Raw genomic sequence first — 21164 nt, forward strand, 5'->3', positions numbered from 1 at the left:
TGACCGTTTGACCGTTTGACCGTTTGACCGTTTGACCGTTTGACCGTTTGACCGTTTGACCGTTTGACCGTTTGACCGTTTGACAGAAATATTCTGCAGAGGAATGGGCGAATCACAAGGCCTTTGCAGACTTAAGGAGCCCATGATTAACAGGCGGGGATCCTGCCGCCAGACGAATTGCCCCGCAGAGTAACCGGACCACGATGCGTAAATTCAACACGTCGGAACCCACACAACCCCTGACACCGCGAACCAGACAGCCCCTATGAAGCATACTCTGATCCTACGCACACTCCAGGTTTTACTGCTGACCTTGCTGCCGGCTGGTGTCGGGTTTTCCCAGACTAACTACGTGGATTCCGAAATTGAGAGTGACGGACCCTTTTCCAGACTCTACACCGAAGACCTGAACGGTGACGGGCGGCTTGATCTGGTAGGCTCCCGCTGGCGCCGTGGTGTCGGTCGGGAACTGTTGATCTACCAGCAGTCTGAAGATGGCCGTTTCCCCCCCCGCCCCAGACTGGTGGAAATCAAGACGGAAATAATTGCCGTGGGTTTTGCCGACCTGCGCCCGGAACCCGGCAAGGAGCTGGTGCTGTTCGCCAACAATGGCGTATTCAGCCTGTCTACCGCCATTGAGGGATACGCCGGCAACCTGACGCCATTGTTCCAATGGCCGCTGGTAGCCGATATCCCCGAACCCGAACAGGTGCAGTTCTTTCAGGGCATCAGTGATATCACGGGAGACGGGCTTGCGGACCTGCTGGTTCCAGGCGCTGAAGGATACGGGTTTTTCCGGGCCACGGGGCCCGAGCAATTCGAGCTGGCCACTGAATTTTCCACCATCAATCGGGCGCTGGACCCGAATCTGCGACCCACTGGTGACGCCGGCCTGTCCGCCAGTATCGATATCAACTCCCGCGACGGAATCAAGCTGGTGGTCAACAGCAGCCAGCCAACCCCCTTCAGTGGCTTCGTAGAAGACTGGAGCGGGAATTCTGCCGACGCTGGGGATCTGCTCCAGGCTGAGAACTGGATGCCCCCCGCATTGCTGGCGGACTTCAATGGCGATCAGCGCCAGGACATCGTATTCCTCAATGTCGGCCTCGACATCAGGGGGCAGGTAAATCTTTTATTTCAGCAACCTGACGGCAGCTTCTCCGCCGTGCCGGACTGGCAGGGATCCATAGACACCCGCGGCGACATCCGGCTGCTCGAGCTGAACGGCGATGGGCTGATGGATCTGGTGCGACTCACTGGCGAAGGCAACGAATACGATCTTTATTTTTACCTGAATCAGTCTGGCAGTTTCGATTTCGATAAGGCGGATCAGGTCATGCGTTTCTCCGGCTATGATGTTGACCTGCAGGTAATGGATCTGAACGGTGATGACAGGCCGGAGCTTACCGTCAGTTACTATACGATTCCGGTCGTAGAAGCGATTCGCAACACCAGTATCGTCCGCAGCCAGCTTATCTACCCCCGGGATCCGGACGGGCTGTTTGCCAGACGTCCGCAGTTCCGCCTCGACGAAAGCTTTTCCGCCAGTGACGTGCGAGGCCTGGCTGAACAGATGTCGCTGCACTATGACGTGGATGGTGACGGCCGTGCCGATGCCCTCTACATAACACCCGAAGGTGCCGTGGCAGCCCGGCGTATCGACGAGGACCTGCGAATTGCCGATGAGCCATTCTGGGAATACGTACCCTCGCGCACCGTCATCGGTTTCAGTGTCGAAGACCTCAATCAGGACGGCGTGCCGGATATCATTCTCAGGCACAGCTCGGCCCATACGATTCTGGTGGCAACACGATGAAGATCTGCACTTCTCTTAAATCAATTCTCACCGCCTTCTGTGTCGCCTGGGCCATGCCCCTGCCGAGCATTGAAAATTACGCCCGGCTTGCATTCCAATTGCCAGGCGATACGGAACAGCTGCTGGTCGCAGACGCTGACGGCAATGGACAGCGGGAATTGCTGGCTTTGAGCGGAAACGAGCTGCGGATTTATTTTCAGACCGCCGGCGGTTTCGATTTTGCCAACGGCTTTCAGACCATCACCCTGCCCGGCACTTCAGTGGGCTGGGACCTGAGCCGCGGTTATGGCGATGAGAGCCTGTCCATCATCGCCCTGGTGGACGGCCGGGATGTCCTGCGCTGGCAGGTGCAGGACCGGCAGATCAGTGAACCTGAAGTCCTGCACAGCAATCTCAACGGCTTTCTGACCAAGGGCGTTAATCGTCTGCACTTCAGCCGTGATATCAACGGTGACAGCCAGGATGACCTGATCATTCCAGGTGCCGGCGTCCTTGAGCTTTACATCCGGAACGGAGATGGTAGCTACCAGCCCGGTATTACCGTGCAAACGGAAGTGCAGATGCGTACAGTGCTGACGCCTGGCAGACTGGAAAGGGAGACTGGTCAGTCGATGACTATACCGCTGATGGAGCTTCGGGATGTTAATGCCGATGGTACCACCGATCTGATCTCTCGCACCGAAGAGCAGCTTGACGTGTTTCTGGCCAGCGCCAGCAACACCCGTTACTTTGCGCCATCGCCTACCTACTCCCTTGATATTGCGGCCATTGAGGAACGACTGGGCGAGTTCGATCTGGACCGGCTGGACTTCTCCAATCTCACCGGGATCCTGGCGATTACCCATGAGGAGATCCTCGAGGACGTGGACGGGGACGGGATCGACGATCTGCTGCTGCGCGAGGGCGGCAAGGTCTCCCTGTTCACAGGCAGCCCTACCGGTATGGAGCTGGCTCAGCCACGCCAGGTACTGCGCTCCGGCGGCAATGTCCTCAGCGTCTTTCTTTTCGATGAAAACGAAGACGGCCTGAAAGATCTGTGGCTGTGGCGGGTGGAAACCATCTCGGTCGGTGATATTTTTCTGTGGCTGGCGCTGTCCGGCAGTATCGCCGTGGAAGCCTTCATCTACCCCAACGAGGGAGAACGCTTCGCCCGTCGCCCTTCCCGCCGCATCACGGTTGACCTGAAATTCCCGTCGGCCCTGCGTCTTGCCAGCCAGGCCATGAACATTGCGCGGGAGGCTCGGGAGAGCGGTGCCGAACCGGCCCCGCCCAATATTCTTGCTGACCTGGACAATGATCCTGAGCGCCAGGACCTGCTGGTACTCGCTGACAGCAGGCTGGACCTGTTCCTCAATGCCGTCGCGCCGGTGACCCGTACCGATCCGTTTCTGGACGGGCTGGGGTACACCCGGAGCCAGGATCAGTACGAAATCGATATCCGCGATGTTCTCGACAATATCGCCATCAACGAGACTGAGGAACTGCAGAGCGTGCAGGGGCGGGAGGCCGATCAACAGCTGATTCTGGACGGGGAAATCACAGCCGGTGACATCATCGCCGTCGAGCTCAATAATGACGGGCTGGACGACGTGTTCGTATTCACCCGGCGGGACAATGTTCAAATCAGCGGAATACTGTTACTCTCGGGTGACTGACCGCCAATCCTTATCGTTAAGGGAACCCGTGAAAAAAACCGTCTGGATAGCCTTTGGAATTGCCCTGGTGTTGGTCAACCTGTTCGCCTGGCTGATGGAACAGTCCACCGGTTTCAGTATTCCCATGATTCTGCGACTCATGCTGGTGCTGGGCATAACCATGGGTACAATCGTCTTTGCCGGGGCATTCGCCCTGGTCAACAAGATGGACGAGGAGCGACCACTGACCGGCCATGGCCAGGACACGTTGCAGAAAAGACCTGCGAACCAGCCTGAGCCTCCGGCCCGGCCCGACACAAAAGCCGACTGAGCCGCGAGTAGCGTTCACCCCTTGCTGGCGGTTACCCTCTTGCCAGCCTATCCTCAGAACTGACCTGCAACTGCCGCTGAATCAGCCAGCACCCTGCCTGCGCGGGAATGTCCTGTTTTTTACCATTCAGTATTTAAAGAAGCGGGCAGGAATTATTGTGATTTAACGGGAAATATGTTTACATCTGGACGCTTGCAACAAGGTACAAATCTTGATGAGAAATAAGAATTTTTTTACCAGTTTTCAGCGAGTTACAGGAATCCTGGGGATGCTGTTGCTGAGCGCCTGCAGTGATGAACTGGGCATTCGACCCTATGTGCTCACCACCGCGACCACGGGCGGCACCTACTACCCCGTTGGCGTGGCGATCGCGACCGTTGCCCACGCGCAGCTGAGCGGCACCGAGGGTATTTCGTTGACCGCCATCAGCTCCGCCGGGTCGCTGGAGAACGTCAAGTTGCTGCGCGATAATCAGGCACAGTTTGCAATTCTGCAGGGACCTTTCGGGGCCTGGGCCTGGGCCGGGGAAGGCCCCATTCGCAATCCACAGACCCATATGCGATCAGTGGGCGCATTGTGGAAAAACGTCGAACACTTCGTCCTGTTGACGGAACTGGTCAGCAACGGCGACATGATGGACCTGAATAATCTGGATGGCGAGCGCTACGTACTTGGGGCACGCAACTCCGGGGCCGAACAGACCGGGCGCTTCATCCTCGATACCCTCGGTATCGACTATGAGAGCAAGTTTACCCTGGGGTATATGGGGTACGGGCCAACCACCGGCGCCATTCAGGATGGTCGCATCGTCGGCATGAACATTCCGGCCGGGGCACCGGTCAGCTCAATCACCCAGGCTTACGCAATCATGGGGGATCGTATTACCATTCTTGACTGGACTCAGGAGCAGATGGACAGGCTGAACTCCCGGTATCCGCTCTGGGACTGGTACGATTTTCCGCCTGGGACCTACCCCAACCAGGAAAAGCCCGTCCGTACCATCGCCTCACCCAATGTCCTGGTCACCCGCGCCGATATTCCGGACGATGTGGTTTACCACATAACCCGGGTGATCTGGGAGAATCTGGCGACTCTGCAGGAGATTCACGGGGCAACCAATGACATGCGCCTGGACATCGCCATCGCCGGACTGGGAGCGCCGCTGCATCCTGGCGCCCTGCGCTATTACCGGGAGCAGGGATTACCGATACCGGACCGCCTGATTCCCGACCAACCCGGCCAAGCGGTCTCTCCTTGAATAAAAAAACCACTAACAAGAGCTTCCTGAAAGAGCGAACGCGATGAATTCACCCGCACTCCGTCTTGGCGCATTCCTATTCGCCCTGTTTCACATTTACGCCAATGTTTTCGCCAGTGTCTCGGAGCTGTGGCTGTCCGCCATTCACTTCGGCGGTTTCGTCGCAATCTGCGCCTTCATGGCCAACGAGCGGGAAGAGGTGCGGCGCCATGGACTGCAGTACTGGACCAATATCGCCCTGGCGCTACTGGGGATGTCAGTCACGGCCTACCTGATCCTGTTCGAGACTGCCCTGTACCAGCGGGAAGCGGAGTACATTTTCACCGACTACCTTTTCTCGTTGATTGCGGTAGGACTGGCGATTGAATTTACCCGCCGCACTACCGGCTGGTTCATGCCCACACTCATCCTCGTCAGCCTGGCCTATATACTGTTCATGGGCCGGTATATCAGCGGTGTGTTTTCCTTCCCCGGCCTCAGCCTGGAAACCGTGTTGTACCGCAGCTACTTCAGCAGTGAAGGGATGTTTGGCCTGACCGCCAATATTTCGGCTACCTTTGTTTTCATGTTCATTATTTTCGGCTCGTTCCTGCTGCATTCCGGCGCCGGAGATTTTATTGTCAGCCTGGCCCGCTGTCTGGCCGGGCGCTTCACCGGCGGCGCCGGTATGGTCGCGGTTGTGGGCTCCGGTCTGATGGGTTCCGTGTCAGGCTCGGCCGTGGCCAATACGGTATCCACCGGTGTGATTACCATACCTATGATGCGTAAATCCGGCTTCAACAGTCAGTTTTCTGCCGGCGTGGTGGCGGCATCATCCACCGGCGGTGCCCTGATGCCACCAGTGATGGGAGCCGGTGCCTTTGTGCTGGCCAGTTACACGCAGATCAGCTACCTGACCATCATCGCCGTTTCGGTACTGCCGGCAATTCTGTATTTCCTTACCGTTTCTTACTTTGTACGCATCGAGGCGAAACGCCTTGGGCTGCACCCGGAAACCACCGAAGACTCGGAAAAAGTGGGCGCAGTTCTAAAGCAGGGCTGGCATTTCATCCTGCCCATGGCTGTGCTGGTAGGACTGCTGGTCAGCGGCAGAACCCCCACCACCGCGGCCGCTTTCGCCACCGTGGCGGTCATTGCCGCCAGCTGGCTGTCCAGCAATCCGATGACCTGGGCCGATATCTACAACGCCGTCCTGGAAGGGGTTCGGACCATGGTATCCACTGCCCTGCTGCTGGTAGCGGTCGGCCTCATTATCAACGTGGTCACCACCACCGGAGTGGGCAATGCCTTTTCACTGATGATCGTGGAATGGGCCCAGGGGAGCCTGCTGATCACGCTGATACTGGTGGCCCTGGCATCTCTGGTGCTGGGCATGGGGCTGCCGGTGACAGCTTCCTATATCGTCCTGGCCACCTTGTCGGCACCGCTGATTTATGACCTTATCAGCCATTCCCAATTACTGGCTGCGCTGCAGGCCGGCGATCTGCCCTCCAACGTGCAGGCCACCCTGGGGCTGTTTGGTGGCGATCCGGTTGTTGCCCTGCAGGAGATGCCGCTGGAAATGAAGCGGCTTATCCGCGAGGAAATGCTTGATCCGGAGCTGCTGACAGGGATGCTCCTCAGCGCCCACCTGATCATTTTCTGGCTGTCCCAGGACAGCAACGTGACTCCGCCGGTCTGCCTGGCTTCTTTCGCCGCCGCCGGCATTGCCGGAACCCGGCCCATGGCTACCGGGCTGACCAGCTGGAAAGTAGCCAAGGGGCTTTACCTGGTTCCGCTACTATTCGCCTACTCACCACTGATCTCCGGCACCTGGCCGGAACGCCTGGAGGTGTTCGGCTGGTCCTGCCTGGGGCTGTATGCTCTGGCCGGCCTGCTGCACTGGCACCTGGAAATACGGCTCAATCTGGTCAGCGCAGCCATCCTGCTGCTCAGCGCCATTCTGCTGATGTGGATGCCGTTTGGGCTGCTCTTCCATCTGCTCGGTGCCGGCCTGTTATTGGGGGTGGTGCTGTGGCAACGGCGGACCAAGGCCGCTCTGGTTCAATCCGAAGGCTGAAGGTTCTTCTGGCGCTGCAGCGCCACCCCGATTAAAACGAGAACGTGACAGGAGTTCCCAGCATGACAAAGGCCCGAGAAATTCACCTGGTTTCCAGACCCGCCGGTATGCCACGGGCAGAAAACTTTCGCCTGGTGGAAGTTGACCTGCCGGCACCAGAGGCAGGCCAGGTACTGGTCAAGAACATCTACCTGTCGGTGGATCCCTATATGCGTGGCCGAATGCGGGAAGATGCCGTCTACGCGGCAGCCTATGAGCTGAACAAGGTCATGTATGGCGGCGCTATCGGCGAGGTGGTGGAGTCACGCAGCCCTGCTCTGCAACCGGGAGACATCGTACTCAACCAACTGGCCTGGCGTGACGGTTTTGTGGCTGACGCGGCGGCAGTGACAAAAATAGAACCCTTCGACAGAGAACACCTGTCCTGGTACCTCGGCACCCTGGGCATGCCGGGCCTTACCGCCTATGTCGGGCTATCGAAATTTGCTGATCTCAAACCGGGCGACACTGTATTCGTGTCCGCCGCGTCTGGCGCAGTGGGCGCCAACGTCTGTCAGATTGCCAGACTGAAAGGCTGCCGGGTTATAGGCAGCGTCGGTTCTGACGAGAAAGCCGACTGGCTGCAAAAGGAATGTGGCGTGGAGCAGGTGATCAACTACAAGACCTGTGGTGATCTGACGACCGCCTTGCGTAAAGCAGCACCCGAGGGCGTGGACGTGTATTTCGAAAACGTCGGCGGAGATCACCTGCAGGCGGCCATTGCCACGATGAATCCCTTTGGTCGCATCGTCGCCTGTGGCATGATTCAGACCTACAACAATGCCGAGCCTGCGCCCGGCCCCAGCAATCTGATGCTCATCGTGGGGAAGAAACTGCGCATTCAGGGGTTTATTGTTTCGGACCATCTCGATATGCAGGAACAGTTCAGAAAGGACATGGTGGAGTGGATCAAGGCGGGTAAGATTAAAACCCGGGAAACTGTCATCGATGGCCTGGAAAACACCGTAGACGCCTTCCTGGCACTGTTCTCTGGGGCTAACTTCGGCAAAATGGTGGTGAAAGTCTGAGCGCTGACCCGCGCTTCGACACACCTGCCGGCGACGGCTCAACGGACTGACCTGAATTATTGCGCAGCACTGTAGCCTTTTATGTTTTCCTACCTCGTTTTTCTCATTCTTGGTTTTGTAATTCTTGGGTTTGGTGCTGAGCTGCTGGTACGGGGCAGCTCCACGCTTGCTCTCAAGCTCGGCATCAGGCCGCTGGTCATCGGGCTGACCGTCGTTGCCTTTGGTACCAGCGCCCCTGAACTGGCCGTAAGTATTGAATCGGCCCTGGGCGGGCGCAGCTCCATCGCCCTTGGTAACGTGATCGGTTCAAATATAGCCAACATCGGCCTGATTCTGGGTCTCATGGCGCTTATCACTCCCCTGACAATCGAGCTGCAGCTTATCAAGAAACAGATCCCGCTGATGATTGCCAGCTCTCTGTTGCTCTGGTTGCTGTTGCTGGACGACCAACTGGGGTTTGTCGATGGCCTGTTCCTGAGCGCTGGACTCATCGGGTTTCTGCTTTTCAGCTACCAACAGGCACGCAAAGACCAGGCCACCTGCCAGCTGATCGAGGCCAATCCAATCATCACCACACCCAGCAAACCGGCTTTTTATTACATTCTCATGCTGATGCTAGGAATCGCCATGCTGATCTATGGCAGTGCGCTGTTTGTCGACAGTGCGGTGGAACTGGCGCGGCTGCTGGGAATCAGCCAGGCGGTAATCGGTCTGACGCTTATTGCAGCAGGCACCAGCATTCCGGAACTGGCCACTTCCCTGGTCGCCGCCTTGAAGAAAGAACCTGGACTCGCGGTTGGCAATATTGTGGGGTCGAACCTGTTTAATATCCTCGGGATTCTGGGCATCACCGCGATGCTCAGCACGGTAGCGGGCAGTGAGTTCGGCCTGGTGGATCTGGGCGTAATGCTGTCCTACGCCATTATTCTTCTGCCATTCGCCTGGACCAGCCTGCGCATCAGTCGCATCGAAGGCTTCACTCTGCTGGGTGGCTACGTGGCCTACATGCTCTATCTACTGACAAAGTAAGAACGTGGACCGGGCCCGGCAATTCAATGAACGGCTGGATTGGTGTTAACCCAATCATTGTATAAGTTCTTGAGGTCAGGAGCTTTCAGAGTAGTATTTCCAGCGTCGCACGGAGATTTTTATGGATTGAGCGTAGTCACTCTACGTGATATCCAGAAAAATTGAGTACGGCGCTGGAAATGCTGCTATGGAAGCAGCGAGGCGTTCCTGGGCCAACAATTTATGCAATGATTGGGTAAAGTCTACAGGCCTGACAGGGGCATAAAATCGTCGCGCAGGTCTTCCACCGCCTGATTCTGAGTAAGGTAGCTTTTACCAGTCAAACGCGAGAAAAAATCGGTACGCTGCAACCTGTCCATTACGGGCCCCTTGACCTCGGAGACATGCAGTTTGATACCCAGGTCATCGAGCGTGCGATTGATCTGCAGGAGAGTTTCCAGGGCGCTCATGTCAATTTTATTCACGGCTGTGCACATCAGGACTACGTGCTTGACCTTGGGATAGTGAGACATGGTTTCGTAAATCAATTCTTCCAGGTAGCGGGTGTTGGCGAAATAGAGACTCTCGTCGATCCGAATGGACAGAATATTCTCGAACGTCTGCACCTTGTGCCGTTCGATATTGCGATAGTGCTCGGTACCCGGTACCCGCCCGACAATAGCCACGTGAGGCTTGGACGTCTTGTACAGGGATATCAATACAGACGCCAGCACACCGGCGGCAATGCCCACTTCAACACCGATGATCAGGGTCAGCACCAGAGTGGCCATCATGGCGATAAAGTCAGCCCTGGAGTAGTTCCAGGATTGCCTGAACAAGGAAAAGTCCACCAGCGACATCACCGCGACGATAATCGTGGCCGCCAGTGTGGCGCGGGGCAGCCAGTAGATCAGCGGCGTCAGAAACATCGTCACCAGCGCGATCAGTATGGCCGTGTAGATGCCGGCTGCCGGGGTAGCGGCCCCCGCATCGAAATTGACGATGGAACGGGAAAATCCACCGGTGATGGGAAAGCCACCGGTAACGGACACGGCCACGTTGGACAGCCCCAGCCCGACCAGTTCCTGGTCCGGGTTGATGCGTTGCCTGCGCCGGTTGGCCAGCGTCTCCCCTACCGATATTGATTCCACAAAACTGACGATAGATATCAGCACCGCCGGCCAGAAAAGCTCGGCAATCAGGCCGCGCGACATGCCCGGCAAGGTAACGCCAGGCATCCCCCGGGGAATGTCCCCCACCAGTGCCAGGCCCAGTTCATCGAGTCGCAGGAGATACGTCACAACCGCGGTAATGATCACGGCGATGACAGGTCCACCTTTCACCATCAGTGCCGCGTTGCGGGACGACATGCCTAACCTGATCAGCAGCGGCTTCAGGCCCAGCCGCATGGAGACAATCAACACCAAGGCCAGTACGCCGATGGCCAAGGTATAGAAATTGCTGTGTGAGATTTCCCGTGCCAGTTCCCACACAATGTCCAGCAGATTATGCCCCCCGGCAGAGATACCCAGCAGGTGTTGCAACTGACCGGCGGCGATGATCAGGGCCGAGGCTGTGATGAAGGCGGCGATGACAGGATGGGACAGAAAATTGGTCAGAAACCCAAGGCGAAATAGGCCCAGCAGCAACAGCATGGCGCCACACAAAAAGGCCAGTGTATAGGCTGCACTGACATAATCGGGAGACCCCGCCTCGGCTACCCGCTCCAGCGCCGCCGCAGTCATCAGAGACACTACGGCCACCGGCCCCACCGACAGGGAAGTGCTGGTGCCAAAAAGCCCGTAGGCCAGCAGCCCGAAGATACTGGCATACAGCCCCATTTCCGCAGGCAGTCCTGCCAGCAGTGCATAGGCCAGTGACTGCGGGATCAGCATGATCGCGACGATAATCGACGCCACACCATCCTCAGTCAAACTGGCTGAATTGTACCGCCTGCCCCAATCCAGTATCGGCAGGTACTGCCTGATCGCATCCACCCTGCTACCTTCTCCCGTCTGCCATCACATCGTACCCTGACCTGCCCGCCGCCCCGACTCGAAACAGGCGCGCCAGAAACCGCGAAAATAACTCCGGCAATGGCAATAAAGTCACTGTCACACGGTTGTTACCCACTATGGCTCTCTCAGGTAGCCAAGATGCTTCATATCGAAAGTCGGCTGCACGTGAACGATTTCCGGGTCCGGCTCGATCCGGCTGCCGGTGTCCCCCCTGCCATCGTACTTGACCTGGCTTAACACATAGCGCATCGATTCCAGGCAGGCTTTATCCCGGTCATTTCCCTCGACCACCAGCCACGGATTCCGGCGCGTGGACGTCTTCTCGAACATGGCCAATTTGTAGCGGGTGTATTCGTCCCATTTTGCCTGGGCGAGGGCATCCACCGTACTCAGTTTCCACTGCTTGAGCGGGTTGGTTTTCCGCTCTCTAATGCGTTTTTCCTGCTCGTCTTCATCGATGGAAAACCAGAATTTTATAATCTCCAGCTTATCCTCTTTCAACATGTGCTCCAGCAGCACAACCTGTTCAAGGAAGAATTTATACTGCCTCTGGGTACAAAAACCCATGACCGGCTCCACCACCGCCCTGTTGTACCAGCTGCGGTCGAAAAAAACGATCTCGCCAGGATTGGGCAACTCTTTGATATATCTCTGAAAGTACCACTGACCGCGTTCCAGCTCCGTAGGCTTACTGAGCGCTACAATCCGATAGTGCCGGGGATTTAAAAACCGCACGAAGCGCATAATGGTGCTTCCCTTACCCGCGGCGTCACGTCCCTCGAAAATAATCAGCAGACGTTTGCGATGCTGCCGGACCCACGTCTGCAGGCGCACAAATTCAACCTGCAGGTCCAGGTATTCCGGTTCTGTCTCGAGCGCGTACAACATGGTGCTCCAACCCACTTAAATAACAGTTGAATTATACGACCTAGCCCTGGGCAAGAAGGTTACGCAGATCAATTATCGCGGCATTTGCTCTGGACACGTAATTAGCCATGGTCAGGGAATGATTGGCAAATATACCAAATCCGGAGCCGTTCAGGATGACCGGAAAAAACACTGTCCTCTGACTGTACTCCAGATCCCGGATTATCTGCTCCAGACTGGCTGTCGCATTCTTGTCGGCCAGCACATCGCCAAAATCAATCTCCACGGCACGCAGAAAGTGTACCAATGCCCAGGTAGTGCCACGCGCCTCGTAAAAAACATCGTCTACCTGCAACCAGGGTGTTTTCACCCGTGCTTCGCGCGCCACCCGGGTCGACTGCGCAGCTCCCGGCTCACCGGCGATGTCGGTATTGACCCGCTCCTGGCCGACACTGGCGCTGAGACGCTGTGACAGACTGCCCAGCCTGGATTCCACAGTCAACAGCCAGCCGGCCAGGTTATCGGCGCGAGCAAAGAACTGTGCATCGGCGTCGGCAGGATCGCCGATCCGTTGCAGATAGGAGGAGAACAGATCGATGGCTTTACGGTATTCGCGTTCCGTGGCCGGAAACATCCAGCTGGCGTTGTCAAAGTTGAACAGCGGCTCTGCTTCACGCAGATCCAGATCCTCCTGGGACTGGGATTGAGAGCGACTGAACGATTCGCGGAAAGCCCTGGCAAAATCCCGGACCTGCACCAAGACACCAAATTCCCAGTTGGGAATATTATCCAGGTAGATGCCGGGTACCATAACATCATTGGACAGGTAGCCACCGGGCTTGTCCAGCAGGGTCTCAGCCACACCGATCAAAGCCGCAGTAGAGGCAGCGCCGATCACTGGCGCATTGTCGCTGCCGGCCAGTTTTTGCTCCCGATTCTCCACCACGGAGAACTGGTCCGGCTCGAAACTCCAAAAAACACCCAGAACGACGATAAACAGTGTAATGAACGCCAGAACGGACAGCAGGATCCTGACTATCGGGCTACTGTCATCGCTCTCGTAGGTCGCAGCGGAGTCGCCTGCCTGACTTTGCTCTTCGCCCCTGCCTTCGCCCTCGTCAGCGCCCGCATCCTCGCCGCTGCCCCTGCCAAACAGGGAGGCAATGCGCGCTTTAATAGTGGTAAACATTATCGCTTCTCCGGGACAGTCCTCTGCTCATAACGCTACTTCGTGGACCTCTGACTTCCTGGGGCAGTGGGCTACCAGGGAGCCTCTGTTAAGTACCACAACGCTCTGCGGGGCTACCTAGCTTGGTTCAGCACCCGGACCGGCTTCTGTGTCAGCACCTTCCGGCAATCGCAACCGGATGATAGCCCTTCCACCCAGCTCGATATTACCCCGCAGCCGATAACCATTGGCTCTTTCCCGCAAGGTGCCATAGATCCAGCGTCCTTTCTCATCGCTCGGCGCCGTTATCCAGACGAATGCTTCAAATTCTACAGCCTGCTCAGCGATATCCGCCAACTGTTCAACCAGGTAGTCAGACTGAGCACTCAGCTGGTCAAGATTCAACTCGAAAACCAGATCACCGGAATTCCGGTCAGCCTCCAGTGCTTTTTCGGCGGCCACGATAGCAGGATCGTCACGATCCACGAAGCGGGCTCTGTCGATATACTCCGCCGCCGCCGCAAACCTGCCCTGACGACTGGCAGTCGCCGCCAGCTCCAGGTATCTGGCCACGATACGCTGCAGCCCTTCGAGTGCCAGATCGTTCTCAGGGTCGAGTGCCAGCACACGCCGATAGCGGGTGTACGCATTGTCATTAACAGGGATCAGCAGTCGGTCCTGGTCCAGCGCCTGCAGGGCATCGTATAAAAGATCGCCAAGCAGCCGCTGACGACGAAAAGAAACCTGCCATTCCTGCACCGTTTCAGCACCCTGAACCACCTCAGCCACAGGGGCTTCCGCCGCGGCCGGATCCGGTTCTGGAACAACCTGTTCATCGTTTCCGGCCTGGCACCCGGCCAGGACACTTACCAGCAATAAGCGGGCTAACCAGCGCGCCTTGCTCGAAGACCAGAACATCATCAACCTCAACTCACCTAACCGATCAATTCACTAAAGGGAATAAAGCTGAGCATATCCCCCGCTGTTACCGAAGTAAACGGGGGTAATACTGCCAGGCCATCGGCCTGGCTCAAAGACGAGCCCGCGCCAGAACTTTGATTGTCGACAATCTGCAATTCCCCACCACCGTCTCGCGACCACAGAACCACCCGCAAATATTCCTGTCTATCGCCGCTGCTGTAGTCGAACGCAACCGGCAATCTGAAGCTCAAGGGCTCATGGCTTCTGGCACCACTCATGGCCAGCAAGGCCGGACGAACCAGCAACACAAAGGTAACGAACGCCGATACGGGATTACCCGGAACGCCGAAAAAAGGTCTGCCTTTGACTTCTCCCCAGGCAAACGGCTTGCCCGGCTTGAGCGCCAGCTTCCAGAGGTCAATCCGGCCCAACCGCTGTACGGCAGCCTTCACGTGATCTTCCTCGCCCACCGAAACCCCACCACTACTTAGCAGGCAGTCAGCCTCTCCGGCAGCCCGGGCAAATTTTTCGACCGTGGTATCCAGCCCATCTCCAACCGTGCCGCAGTCAACCACCTGCATCCCTAAACCAGCCACCAGGGCAGACAGGAGGTAAAAGTTCGAGTTGTAGATTTGACCGGCTTCGAGTGAGGTGCCTGGTCGCACAAGTTCATCGCCGGTGGTCAGAATAGCAACCTTGAGTGGTTTCCGCACTGCCAGTCTGGCTATGCCGCAAGAGGCAAGAACATGCATGTCATGGGCACGCAATCTGTGGCCGGCTTTGAACAGCAGGGTTCCCGCCGGGATATCGTCGCCTCGCGATCGGACGTTTTCACCAGCCGCGACACGCTGCAGAATCGTGACCGACTGGCCCGCCGGCTGCGTATTTTCCTGCATCACCACCGCATCAGCACCGGCTGGTAAGGGTGCGCCGGTGAATATCCTGGCCGCCGTGCCGGATTGCAAGGGTTCACCAGCCTGGCCTGCCGGTATCCGCTGGCTGACCGCCAATGTGACCGGAATCTGGCTCACTGCCTGTGAGTTCACCGCGTAGCCATCCATCGCACTGTTATCCGATGCCGGCACATCCACCGCCCCATACAGATCATGGGCCAGAATCCTGCCGTCGGCCTGCGTCAGCTCCACGGTTTCCGGCAGCGCCAGCAAGGGCAGATCTTCACGCAGGCGAGTCAGGGCTTCTTCTATAGGCGTCAACCGGGAATTCATCGCCAGCAACCCCTCAATGCAAACTTCTCGAACTCAGTGTATCCGGCAGCTTCACCGGCTTGTCCTCACCGGGCCGGGTGTCCTCTTCGCCAACGGCTTCGACGCCCCCTTTACCCTGATAAATGGTTTTAATCGCCGCACGGAGACTTTTGTGCCAGGAACGTTGCTTGATGCCAAAGGTGTCAAATATTTTTTTGCACGACAGTGTTGAGTTCGCGATCTCGGGCAGCGTGGGGAAAACTTCACTCATAGTGAAATTGTCGAGGAACTGGTAAATCTTTTCATCATGCTGAGATGCGTACTTGAGCACCTGCTGGACAAACTCGATTTCGGTCTTGGTCTCCAGACCACAATAGTGATACTCACCCCATACGCTGGCTTCACAATCCACCTGCCGACACACTGCCAGAATCACCCGGGCGACATCCTCGTTGGGGGTCGGACTGAAGCGTCGCTGCAGCACCGCCAGCTCTCCACCCTGTTTCTTGCACAGCCGAATCCAGGATTCAATGATGTCGTACTGGCGGCGCCCGAAAGTCCAGCCAACCCGAATAATCACGTGTTTGGCCAGTTTCTTCACTGCCAGCTCGCCCTGCAGGGCTGTGCTTCCATACACACCAACCGGGCTGGTAGCGTCCTGCTCGTTGTACCCGAGCCGCTTCCCGCCGTCGAAAACGTAACAGGTGGACAGGTGCAACATGGGAATACCCTGACGCTCACAGATGCCGGCCAGCAGGGCGGGATGATCTCTTTGCACCAGCGCGCATTCCTGTCGCGCAGTCTCCGCCGCAACAAGTGCCGTCTGGGAGCCTGGCTCGAAAGTGTGCAGGTTGATCAACTGGTCGGGGTGATAGCTCTTTATAAACTGATCAAGCACGGAGTTATCCGCAGATTGCAACAGGCTTGCCGGCAGCAGGGAGAAGTTCACCCCCTGTTGTGTCAACAACTCCAGAAGTTCCTGTCCAGTGGGCGACTCGGCGCCCGCAATCATCAATTTCACTTGGAAAACTCTCAGCAGCGGCTAGACAGCAGATCAGCTGTCTGACTTCCAGACACCAGGCTTGAAGCGCTAATTATAGGTACCCTGAAGCGTTTTCACTACAGCCGTTGCGTATGTCTGCAGGACGCGCCCGGGAATTGACTCAAGTCACTTTCGCCAAGCGTGCCTGACAAAGTTTCTCGCCGGTGGACGAACTGTAACCCCAGGGGCTTTTGACACCAGCAGACTATCACCAGACGACTGGTATAAGAAGCCCTCTGCTTCGACTGTCACCGTCGAAGCAGAGGGCCATTCAGAAAGGAATGTCGTCGTCGAAGTTATCAAAGTTGGCTGGCGCCTGCTGCGGCTCCGATCTGGGTGCCGCCTGGGACGCCCCAGCCTGTCCAAAGTCCGATGCCCCCTGACCTGCACCCCGGGAATCCAGCATCTGCATCTCGTTCGCGACTATCTCGGTAGCATAACGCTTGACACCATCCTGCTCCCAGGAGCGGGTCTGAAGGCGACCCTCTACATACAGCTTTGAGCCCTTTCGAACGTATTCGCCGACAATCTCGGCCAGACGGTTGAAAAATACCACCCGATGCCACTCGGTCTTCTCGACGTTCTCACCGGAACTCTTGTCTTTCCAGGACTCTGAGGTGGCCAGAGTCAGGTTCACTACGGCACCCCCGGTTGGCATATACCGAACTTCCGGGTCACCGCCCACGTTACCGACCAGTATTACCTTGTTTACACCTCGACTTGCCACCTTGACCTCCCGTCAGAATAATCCGCCTGTTTGCTCTGGTAAGTCTATACCATGAGGCTGGCATAGAGAAATAAATCGGCGGATTAAAACAAGGGCCATCTCCAGAAACTTCTGGTCAAGTTGGACTTATCGGAGGACCGGTAAGGTAAGGGCCGTGCATACTGGATGACCTCCTGGTGTCGTTCCTTGCCCGTGCTATTCATGCGTATCGTCCTGCTGACTGACAATGATGCTCGGCGGAAGAGGTTCAGGATTTGTGGGCTTTCCAGTGCTGATCATTACGCTACAACTTTGTTTCAACAGACTTTGAGCGCTTTGAGAAGCTGAAGGTTTAAGGCGTTCGCCTCTCACCCTGCCGCTGGCCCACTATGAAATTGGTTACGCCGCCACCCCCCGGCTGGAAACCTGGCATTTTTGCGAACAGTGAGGTGCTGGCTTCTGAATCGAAGACTCGATCAACTTGCATTCACTGCCATGCTTTATCTGATATCACCGAGACAAGGCGCATCAGATAAGCAGCCGTGACAGGAAAGAATCGCATCCGGCAGTCCAGGAGCAAAACAAGGCTGCTCTTGGTTGAAGCCAGGACGCATCAGACTTCACCTCACTCGAGGCGGCTGACCAGGCTGTGACCCGCGGCGATCAAAGACCAGCGCCGAGTGAAGAAAAATGACCGCCTTCCAGGGCATTTTTCGTAGTGAGGGTACCCCGGAGGGGCGCGGTCTGCCGCGGGCCACAGCCTGGTCAGCCGCCGCCGCTCGAAGCCCGAATACTCTCACGATTCAGCTGTCTATGATTCACGAAAACTCTGCTGGAACTACTTTAATCCTTTGCAACAATTAACCAGAGCCTGCACAGACCAATGTGAAAGAAAGAAAAGAACTTCCGTTAATTCGAGGATCAGCTTTACTCCCGTAAGCAATTCTTCAGATAATGGGCGGTTTGTTTTCCAGACAGTGCAGCCAGGCGGTTCATGGATAAGATAATTGTCAGGGGTGCCCGCACCCACAATCTCAAGAACATCAATGTCACCATCCCCCGCGACAAACTGGTGGTGATCACCGGGCTGTCCGGATCGGGGAAATCGTCTCTGGCGTTTGACACCCTCTACGCGGAAGGGCAGCGGCGCTACGTGGAGTCGCTCTCAACCTACGCGCGCCAGTTTCTATCCATGATGGAAAAGCCCGATATCGATCACATCGAGGGGCTGTCGCCGGCCATTTCCATCGAGCAGAAATCCACCTCCCACAATCCTCGCTCCACCGTAGGGACCATCACCGAGATCTACGACTACCTGCGCCTGCTGTTCGCCCGGGCCGGCGAACCCCATTGTCCTGAGCACGGTCTCAAACTCGAGGCACAGACAGTCAGCCAGATGGTCGATCAGGTCATGTCCCTGCCGCCGGACAGCCGGCTCATGGTTCTGGCACCGATCATCCGGGACCGCAAGGGTGAACACCTGCATGTTTTCAGCGAGCTCAGAACCAGTGGTTTTATCCGGGCCCGGGTCGATGGGCTGGTTTGCGAGATCGAGTACCCGCCAGAGCTGGAAAAAAACAAGAAGCATAATATCGAGGTGGTCGTCGACCGCCTCAAGGTCAAGGAAGGCATCGAACAGCGCCTGGCCGAAAGTTTCGAAACCGCCCTGCAGCTGGCGGATGGTCTGGCACTGGTCAGCTTCATGGATGACGACGCCGGGCAGCCGGACCTGGTGTTTTCCTCGCTTTTTGCGTGTCCCCAGTGCGGACACAGCATCAGCGAACTCGAGCCACGGCTGTTCTCCTTCAACAATCCCGCCGGGGCCTGCGCCAGTTGTGACGGCCTTGGCGTCAAGCAGTATTTCGACGAACAGCGTATCGTGGTGGATTCGGCACTGTCTCTGGCCGAGGGCGCAATCCGCGGCTGGGACCGACGCAACATGTACTACTTCCAGATGCTCAACTCACTGGCTGATCACTACGGCTTTCAGCTCGACAAGCCCTTTGAAAAGCTGACCAAAAAGCACCAGGAAGTCATCCTCAAGGGCAGTAGAGGTGAAAACATCGACTTTCACTTCGTCAATGACCGGGGCGATACGGTTGTCCGCAGCCATCCCTTCGAAGGCATCCTGCCGAACATGGAACGCCGCTACCGGGAGACCGAGTCTTCCATGGTCCGTGAGGAGCTGACCAAGTTCCTCAGCTCCCAGTCCTGTCCCGATTGCCAGGGCACGCGCCTGCGGAAAGATGCCCGCCACGTGCTTATCAAGGGGCAGAACCTCCCCGGCATCACGGCCATGACAGTGGCACAGTCGACGGACTATTTCCGGAAATTAAAGCTGCAGGGCAAGCAGGCCCGGATTGCGGAAAAGATTCTCAAGGAACTGCAGGCAAGGCTGAAATTCCTGGTGGACGTAGGGCTGAATTACCTTACCCTGAATCGCAGTGCCGAGACACTTTCCGGAGGTGAGGCCCAGCGCATCCGGCTGGCCAGCCAGATCGGCGCGGGGCTGGTAGGCGTTATGTACATTCTGGATGAACCATCCATCGGGCTGCACCAACGAGACAACGATCGCCTGCTGAATACGCTATTCCATCTGCGCGATCTGGGTAATACCGTGATTGTCGTCGAACACGACGAAGAAGCCATCCGCAGCGCCGACCATATCATCGACATCGGCCCCGGAGCCGGGGTACACGGGGGGCACATCGTCGCCGAGGGTGCACTGAAAGATATCCTGCAATCCAAGGACTCGCTCACCGGGAAATTTCTGTCCGGCAAGGAAAAGATCAGTATCCCGGAAAAGCGCATTCCTATCGATAAAGAGCGCATTCTTCGGCTAAAAGGGGCCAAGGGTAACAATTTAAAATCTGTTGATCTGGAAATCCCAATCGGCCTCTTCACCTGTGTGACCGGCGTGTCCGGATCCGGCAAGTCGACGCTGATTAACAGCACCCTCTATCCTCTTACGGCGACGCAACTGAACAAGGCAACCACCCTGACTCCTGCTCCTTTCGACAGCATCGAAGGTCTGGAACTGCTGGACAAAGTGGTAGACATAGACCAGAGCCCCATCGGCCGTACGCCACGTTCAAACCCGGCGACCTATACCGGTATCTTCACGCCGGTGCGGGAATTGTTCGCCGGCACCCAGGAAGCGCGCGCACGGGGCTATAAACCGGGCCGCTTCAGCTTCAACGTCAAGGGCGGTCGCTGCGAAGCCTGCCAGGGCGATGGGGTGGTCAAGGTCGAGATGCATTTCCTGCCGGATATTTACGTCGCCTGCGACGTGTGCCGGGGTAAGCGTTACAACCGGGAAACCCTGGAAGTTACCTACAAGGGCAAAAATATCAGCGAAGTGCTGGATATGACCATCGAAGATGCCGCCGGATTCTTCAGCCCGGTGCCGGCTATCGCACGCAAGCTGCAAACCCTGATCGACGTGGGGCTGTCTTATGTCTGCCTCGGCCAGGCCGCCACCACGCTGTCCGGTGGAGAGGCCCAACGGGTCAAACTGTCACGGGAACTGTCCAAACGGGATACCGGCAAGACTCTGTATATTCTCGACGAGCCTACCACCGGCCTGCACTTCCAGGACATCCGCCAGTTGTTGAAGGTACTGCATCATCTGCGGGATCAGGGAAATACCATCGTGGTGATCGAACATAACCTCGATGTCATCAAGACCGCCGACTGGCTGGTCGACCTCGGCCCGGAGGGCGGCAACGAGGGGGGGCAAATCGTAGCCGAAGGAACGCCCGAGCAGCTGGCCCGGGTCAAGGGCTCGCACACCGGTTTTTACATGAAAAAGATACTCGCCTGAGCGGCAGAAAGCCCGCCAGCGAGTGGCACCGGCAGTGGCGGTAAAGACAGCCGCTTTTCCACGTATTCTGTAGGGAATTCATCGAATCGGTGGGTAAAAATGTAACAGTCTGCAATTTTCTGACCCGGTTCCGCTGAACGGCCCCCGAATTCGGGCCATTGTCCCGCCACAAACCCTTCATTCATTTGCATTTTCAGCTGGAAAATCGTACCTTCTGGGGCAGGTATAGATGCGAATACCA

Annotated in this window: 15 protein-coding genes; 8 read left to right on the plus strand and 7 right to left on the minus strand. The window is 57.0% G+C overall.

What is annotated here, in order from left to right; genetic code table 11:
* The first annotated feature begins 265 nt into the window (after positions 1-265).
* From R3F50_20510 to R3F50_20540, 7 genes are all read left to right on the plus strand, one after another.
* Positions 266-1816, plus strand: a complete 1551-nt coding sequence (locus R3F50_20510) for a VCBS repeat-containing protein (GenBank protein ID MEZ5492672.1) — start codon at positions 266-268, stop codon at positions 1814-1816.
* On the plus strand, positions 1813-3471 hold the full coding sequence (locus tag R3F50_20515; GenBank protein ID MEZ5492673.1) for a VCBS repeat-containing protein: 1659 nt from the start codon (positions 1813-1815) through the stop codon (positions 3469-3471). Before R3F50_20510 ends, R3F50_20515 begins: the two co-directional genes overlap by 4 nt.
* A 28-nt stretch (positions 3472-3499) precedes the next feature.
* The gene (locus R3F50_20520; protein ID MEZ5492674.1) at positions 3500-3781 is read left to right on the plus strand and encodes a hypothetical protein; all 282 of its coding nucleotides are present in this window, start codon (positions 3500-3502) and stop codon (positions 3779-3781) included.
* Between the two features lie 214 nt (positions 3782-3995).
* A complete protein-coding gene (locus tag R3F50_20525) occupies positions 3996-5039 on the plus strand; it encodes a TAXI family TRAP transporter solute-binding subunit (protein ID MEZ5492675.1) in 1044 nt (347 codons plus the stop codon).
* A 43-nt stretch (positions 5040-5082) separates the two neighbouring features.
* Positions 5083-7098, plus strand: coding sequence for a TRAP transporter fused permease subunit (locus R3F50_20530; GenBank protein ID MEZ5492676.1), 2016 nt, complete (start codon positions 5083-5085; stop codon positions 7096-7098).
* Between the two features lie 62 nt (positions 7099-7160).
* Positions 7161-8165, plus strand: a complete 1005-nt coding sequence (locus R3F50_20535) for an NADP-dependent oxidoreductase (protein ID MEZ5492677.1) — start codon at positions 7161-7163, stop codon at positions 8163-8165.
* Between the two features lie 81 nt (positions 8166-8246).
* Positions 8247-9194 (plus strand): calcium/sodium antiporter, encoded by a 948-nt coding sequence (locus R3F50_20540; protein ID MEZ5492678.1) that lies wholly within the window; start codon positions 8247-8249, stop codon positions 9192-9194.
* 242 nt (positions 9195-9436) lie between these two features.
* On the opposite strand, the gene sulP is transcribed toward R3F50_20540, so the two are convergent.
* From sulP to ssb, 7 genes are all read right to left on the minus strand, one after another.
* A complete protein-coding gene (gene sulP, locus R3F50_20545; GenBank protein ID MEZ5492679.1) occupies positions 9437-11170 on the minus strand; it encodes a sulfate permease in 1734 nt (577 codons plus the stop codon).
* Between the two features lie 135 nt (positions 11171-11305).
* On the minus strand, positions 11306-12079 hold the full coding sequence (gene ppk2, locus R3F50_20550) for a polyphosphate kinase 2 (protein ID MEZ5492680.1): 774 nt from the start codon (positions 12077-12079) through the stop codon (positions 11306-11308).
* Positions 12080-12119: 40 nt separating this feature from the next.
* A complete protein-coding gene (locus tag R3F50_20555; GenBank protein MEZ5492681.1) occupies positions 12120-13247 on the minus strand; it encodes a DUF2333 family protein in 1128 nt (375 codons plus the stop codon).
* Positions 13248-13364: 117 nt separating this feature from the next.
* A complete protein-coding gene (locus tag R3F50_20560; protein MEZ5492682.1) occupies positions 13365-14147 on the minus strand; it encodes a hypothetical protein in 783 nt (260 codons plus the stop codon).
* 14 nt (positions 14148-14161) lie between these two features.
* Positions 14162-15373, minus strand: a complete 1212-nt coding sequence (locus R3F50_20565) for a molybdopterin molybdotransferase MoeA (GenBank protein MEZ5492683.1) — start codon at positions 15371-15373, stop codon at positions 14162-14164.
* Between the two features lie 13 nt (positions 15374-15386).
* On the minus strand, positions 15387-16364 hold the full coding sequence (locus R3F50_20570) for a sugar nucleotide-binding protein (GenBank protein ID MEZ5492684.1): 978 nt from the start codon (positions 16362-16364) through the stop codon (positions 15387-15389).
* 301 nt (positions 16365-16665) lie between these two features.
* Positions 16666-17121: a single-stranded DNA-binding protein gene (gene ssb, locus R3F50_20575; protein ID MEZ5492685.1), complete on the minus strand. Its 456-nt coding sequence runs from the start codon at positions 17119-17121 to the stop codon at positions 16666-16668.
* Positions 17122-18094: 973 nt separating this feature from the next.
* On the opposite strand from ssb, the gene uvrA reads away from it, so the two are divergent.
* Positions 18095-20923, plus strand: coding sequence for an excinuclease ABC subunit UvrA (gene uvrA, locus R3F50_20580; protein ID MEZ5492686.1), 2829 nt, complete (start codon positions 18095-18097; stop codon positions 20921-20923).
* Positions 20924-21164: the final 241 nt, after the last annotated feature.

Source organism: Gammaproteobacteria bacterium (assembly GCA_041395725.1).
In the GTDB taxonomy this organism is placed as follows: Bacteria; Pseudomonadota; Gammaproteobacteria; order Pseudomonadales; family Pseudohongiellaceae; genus NORP240.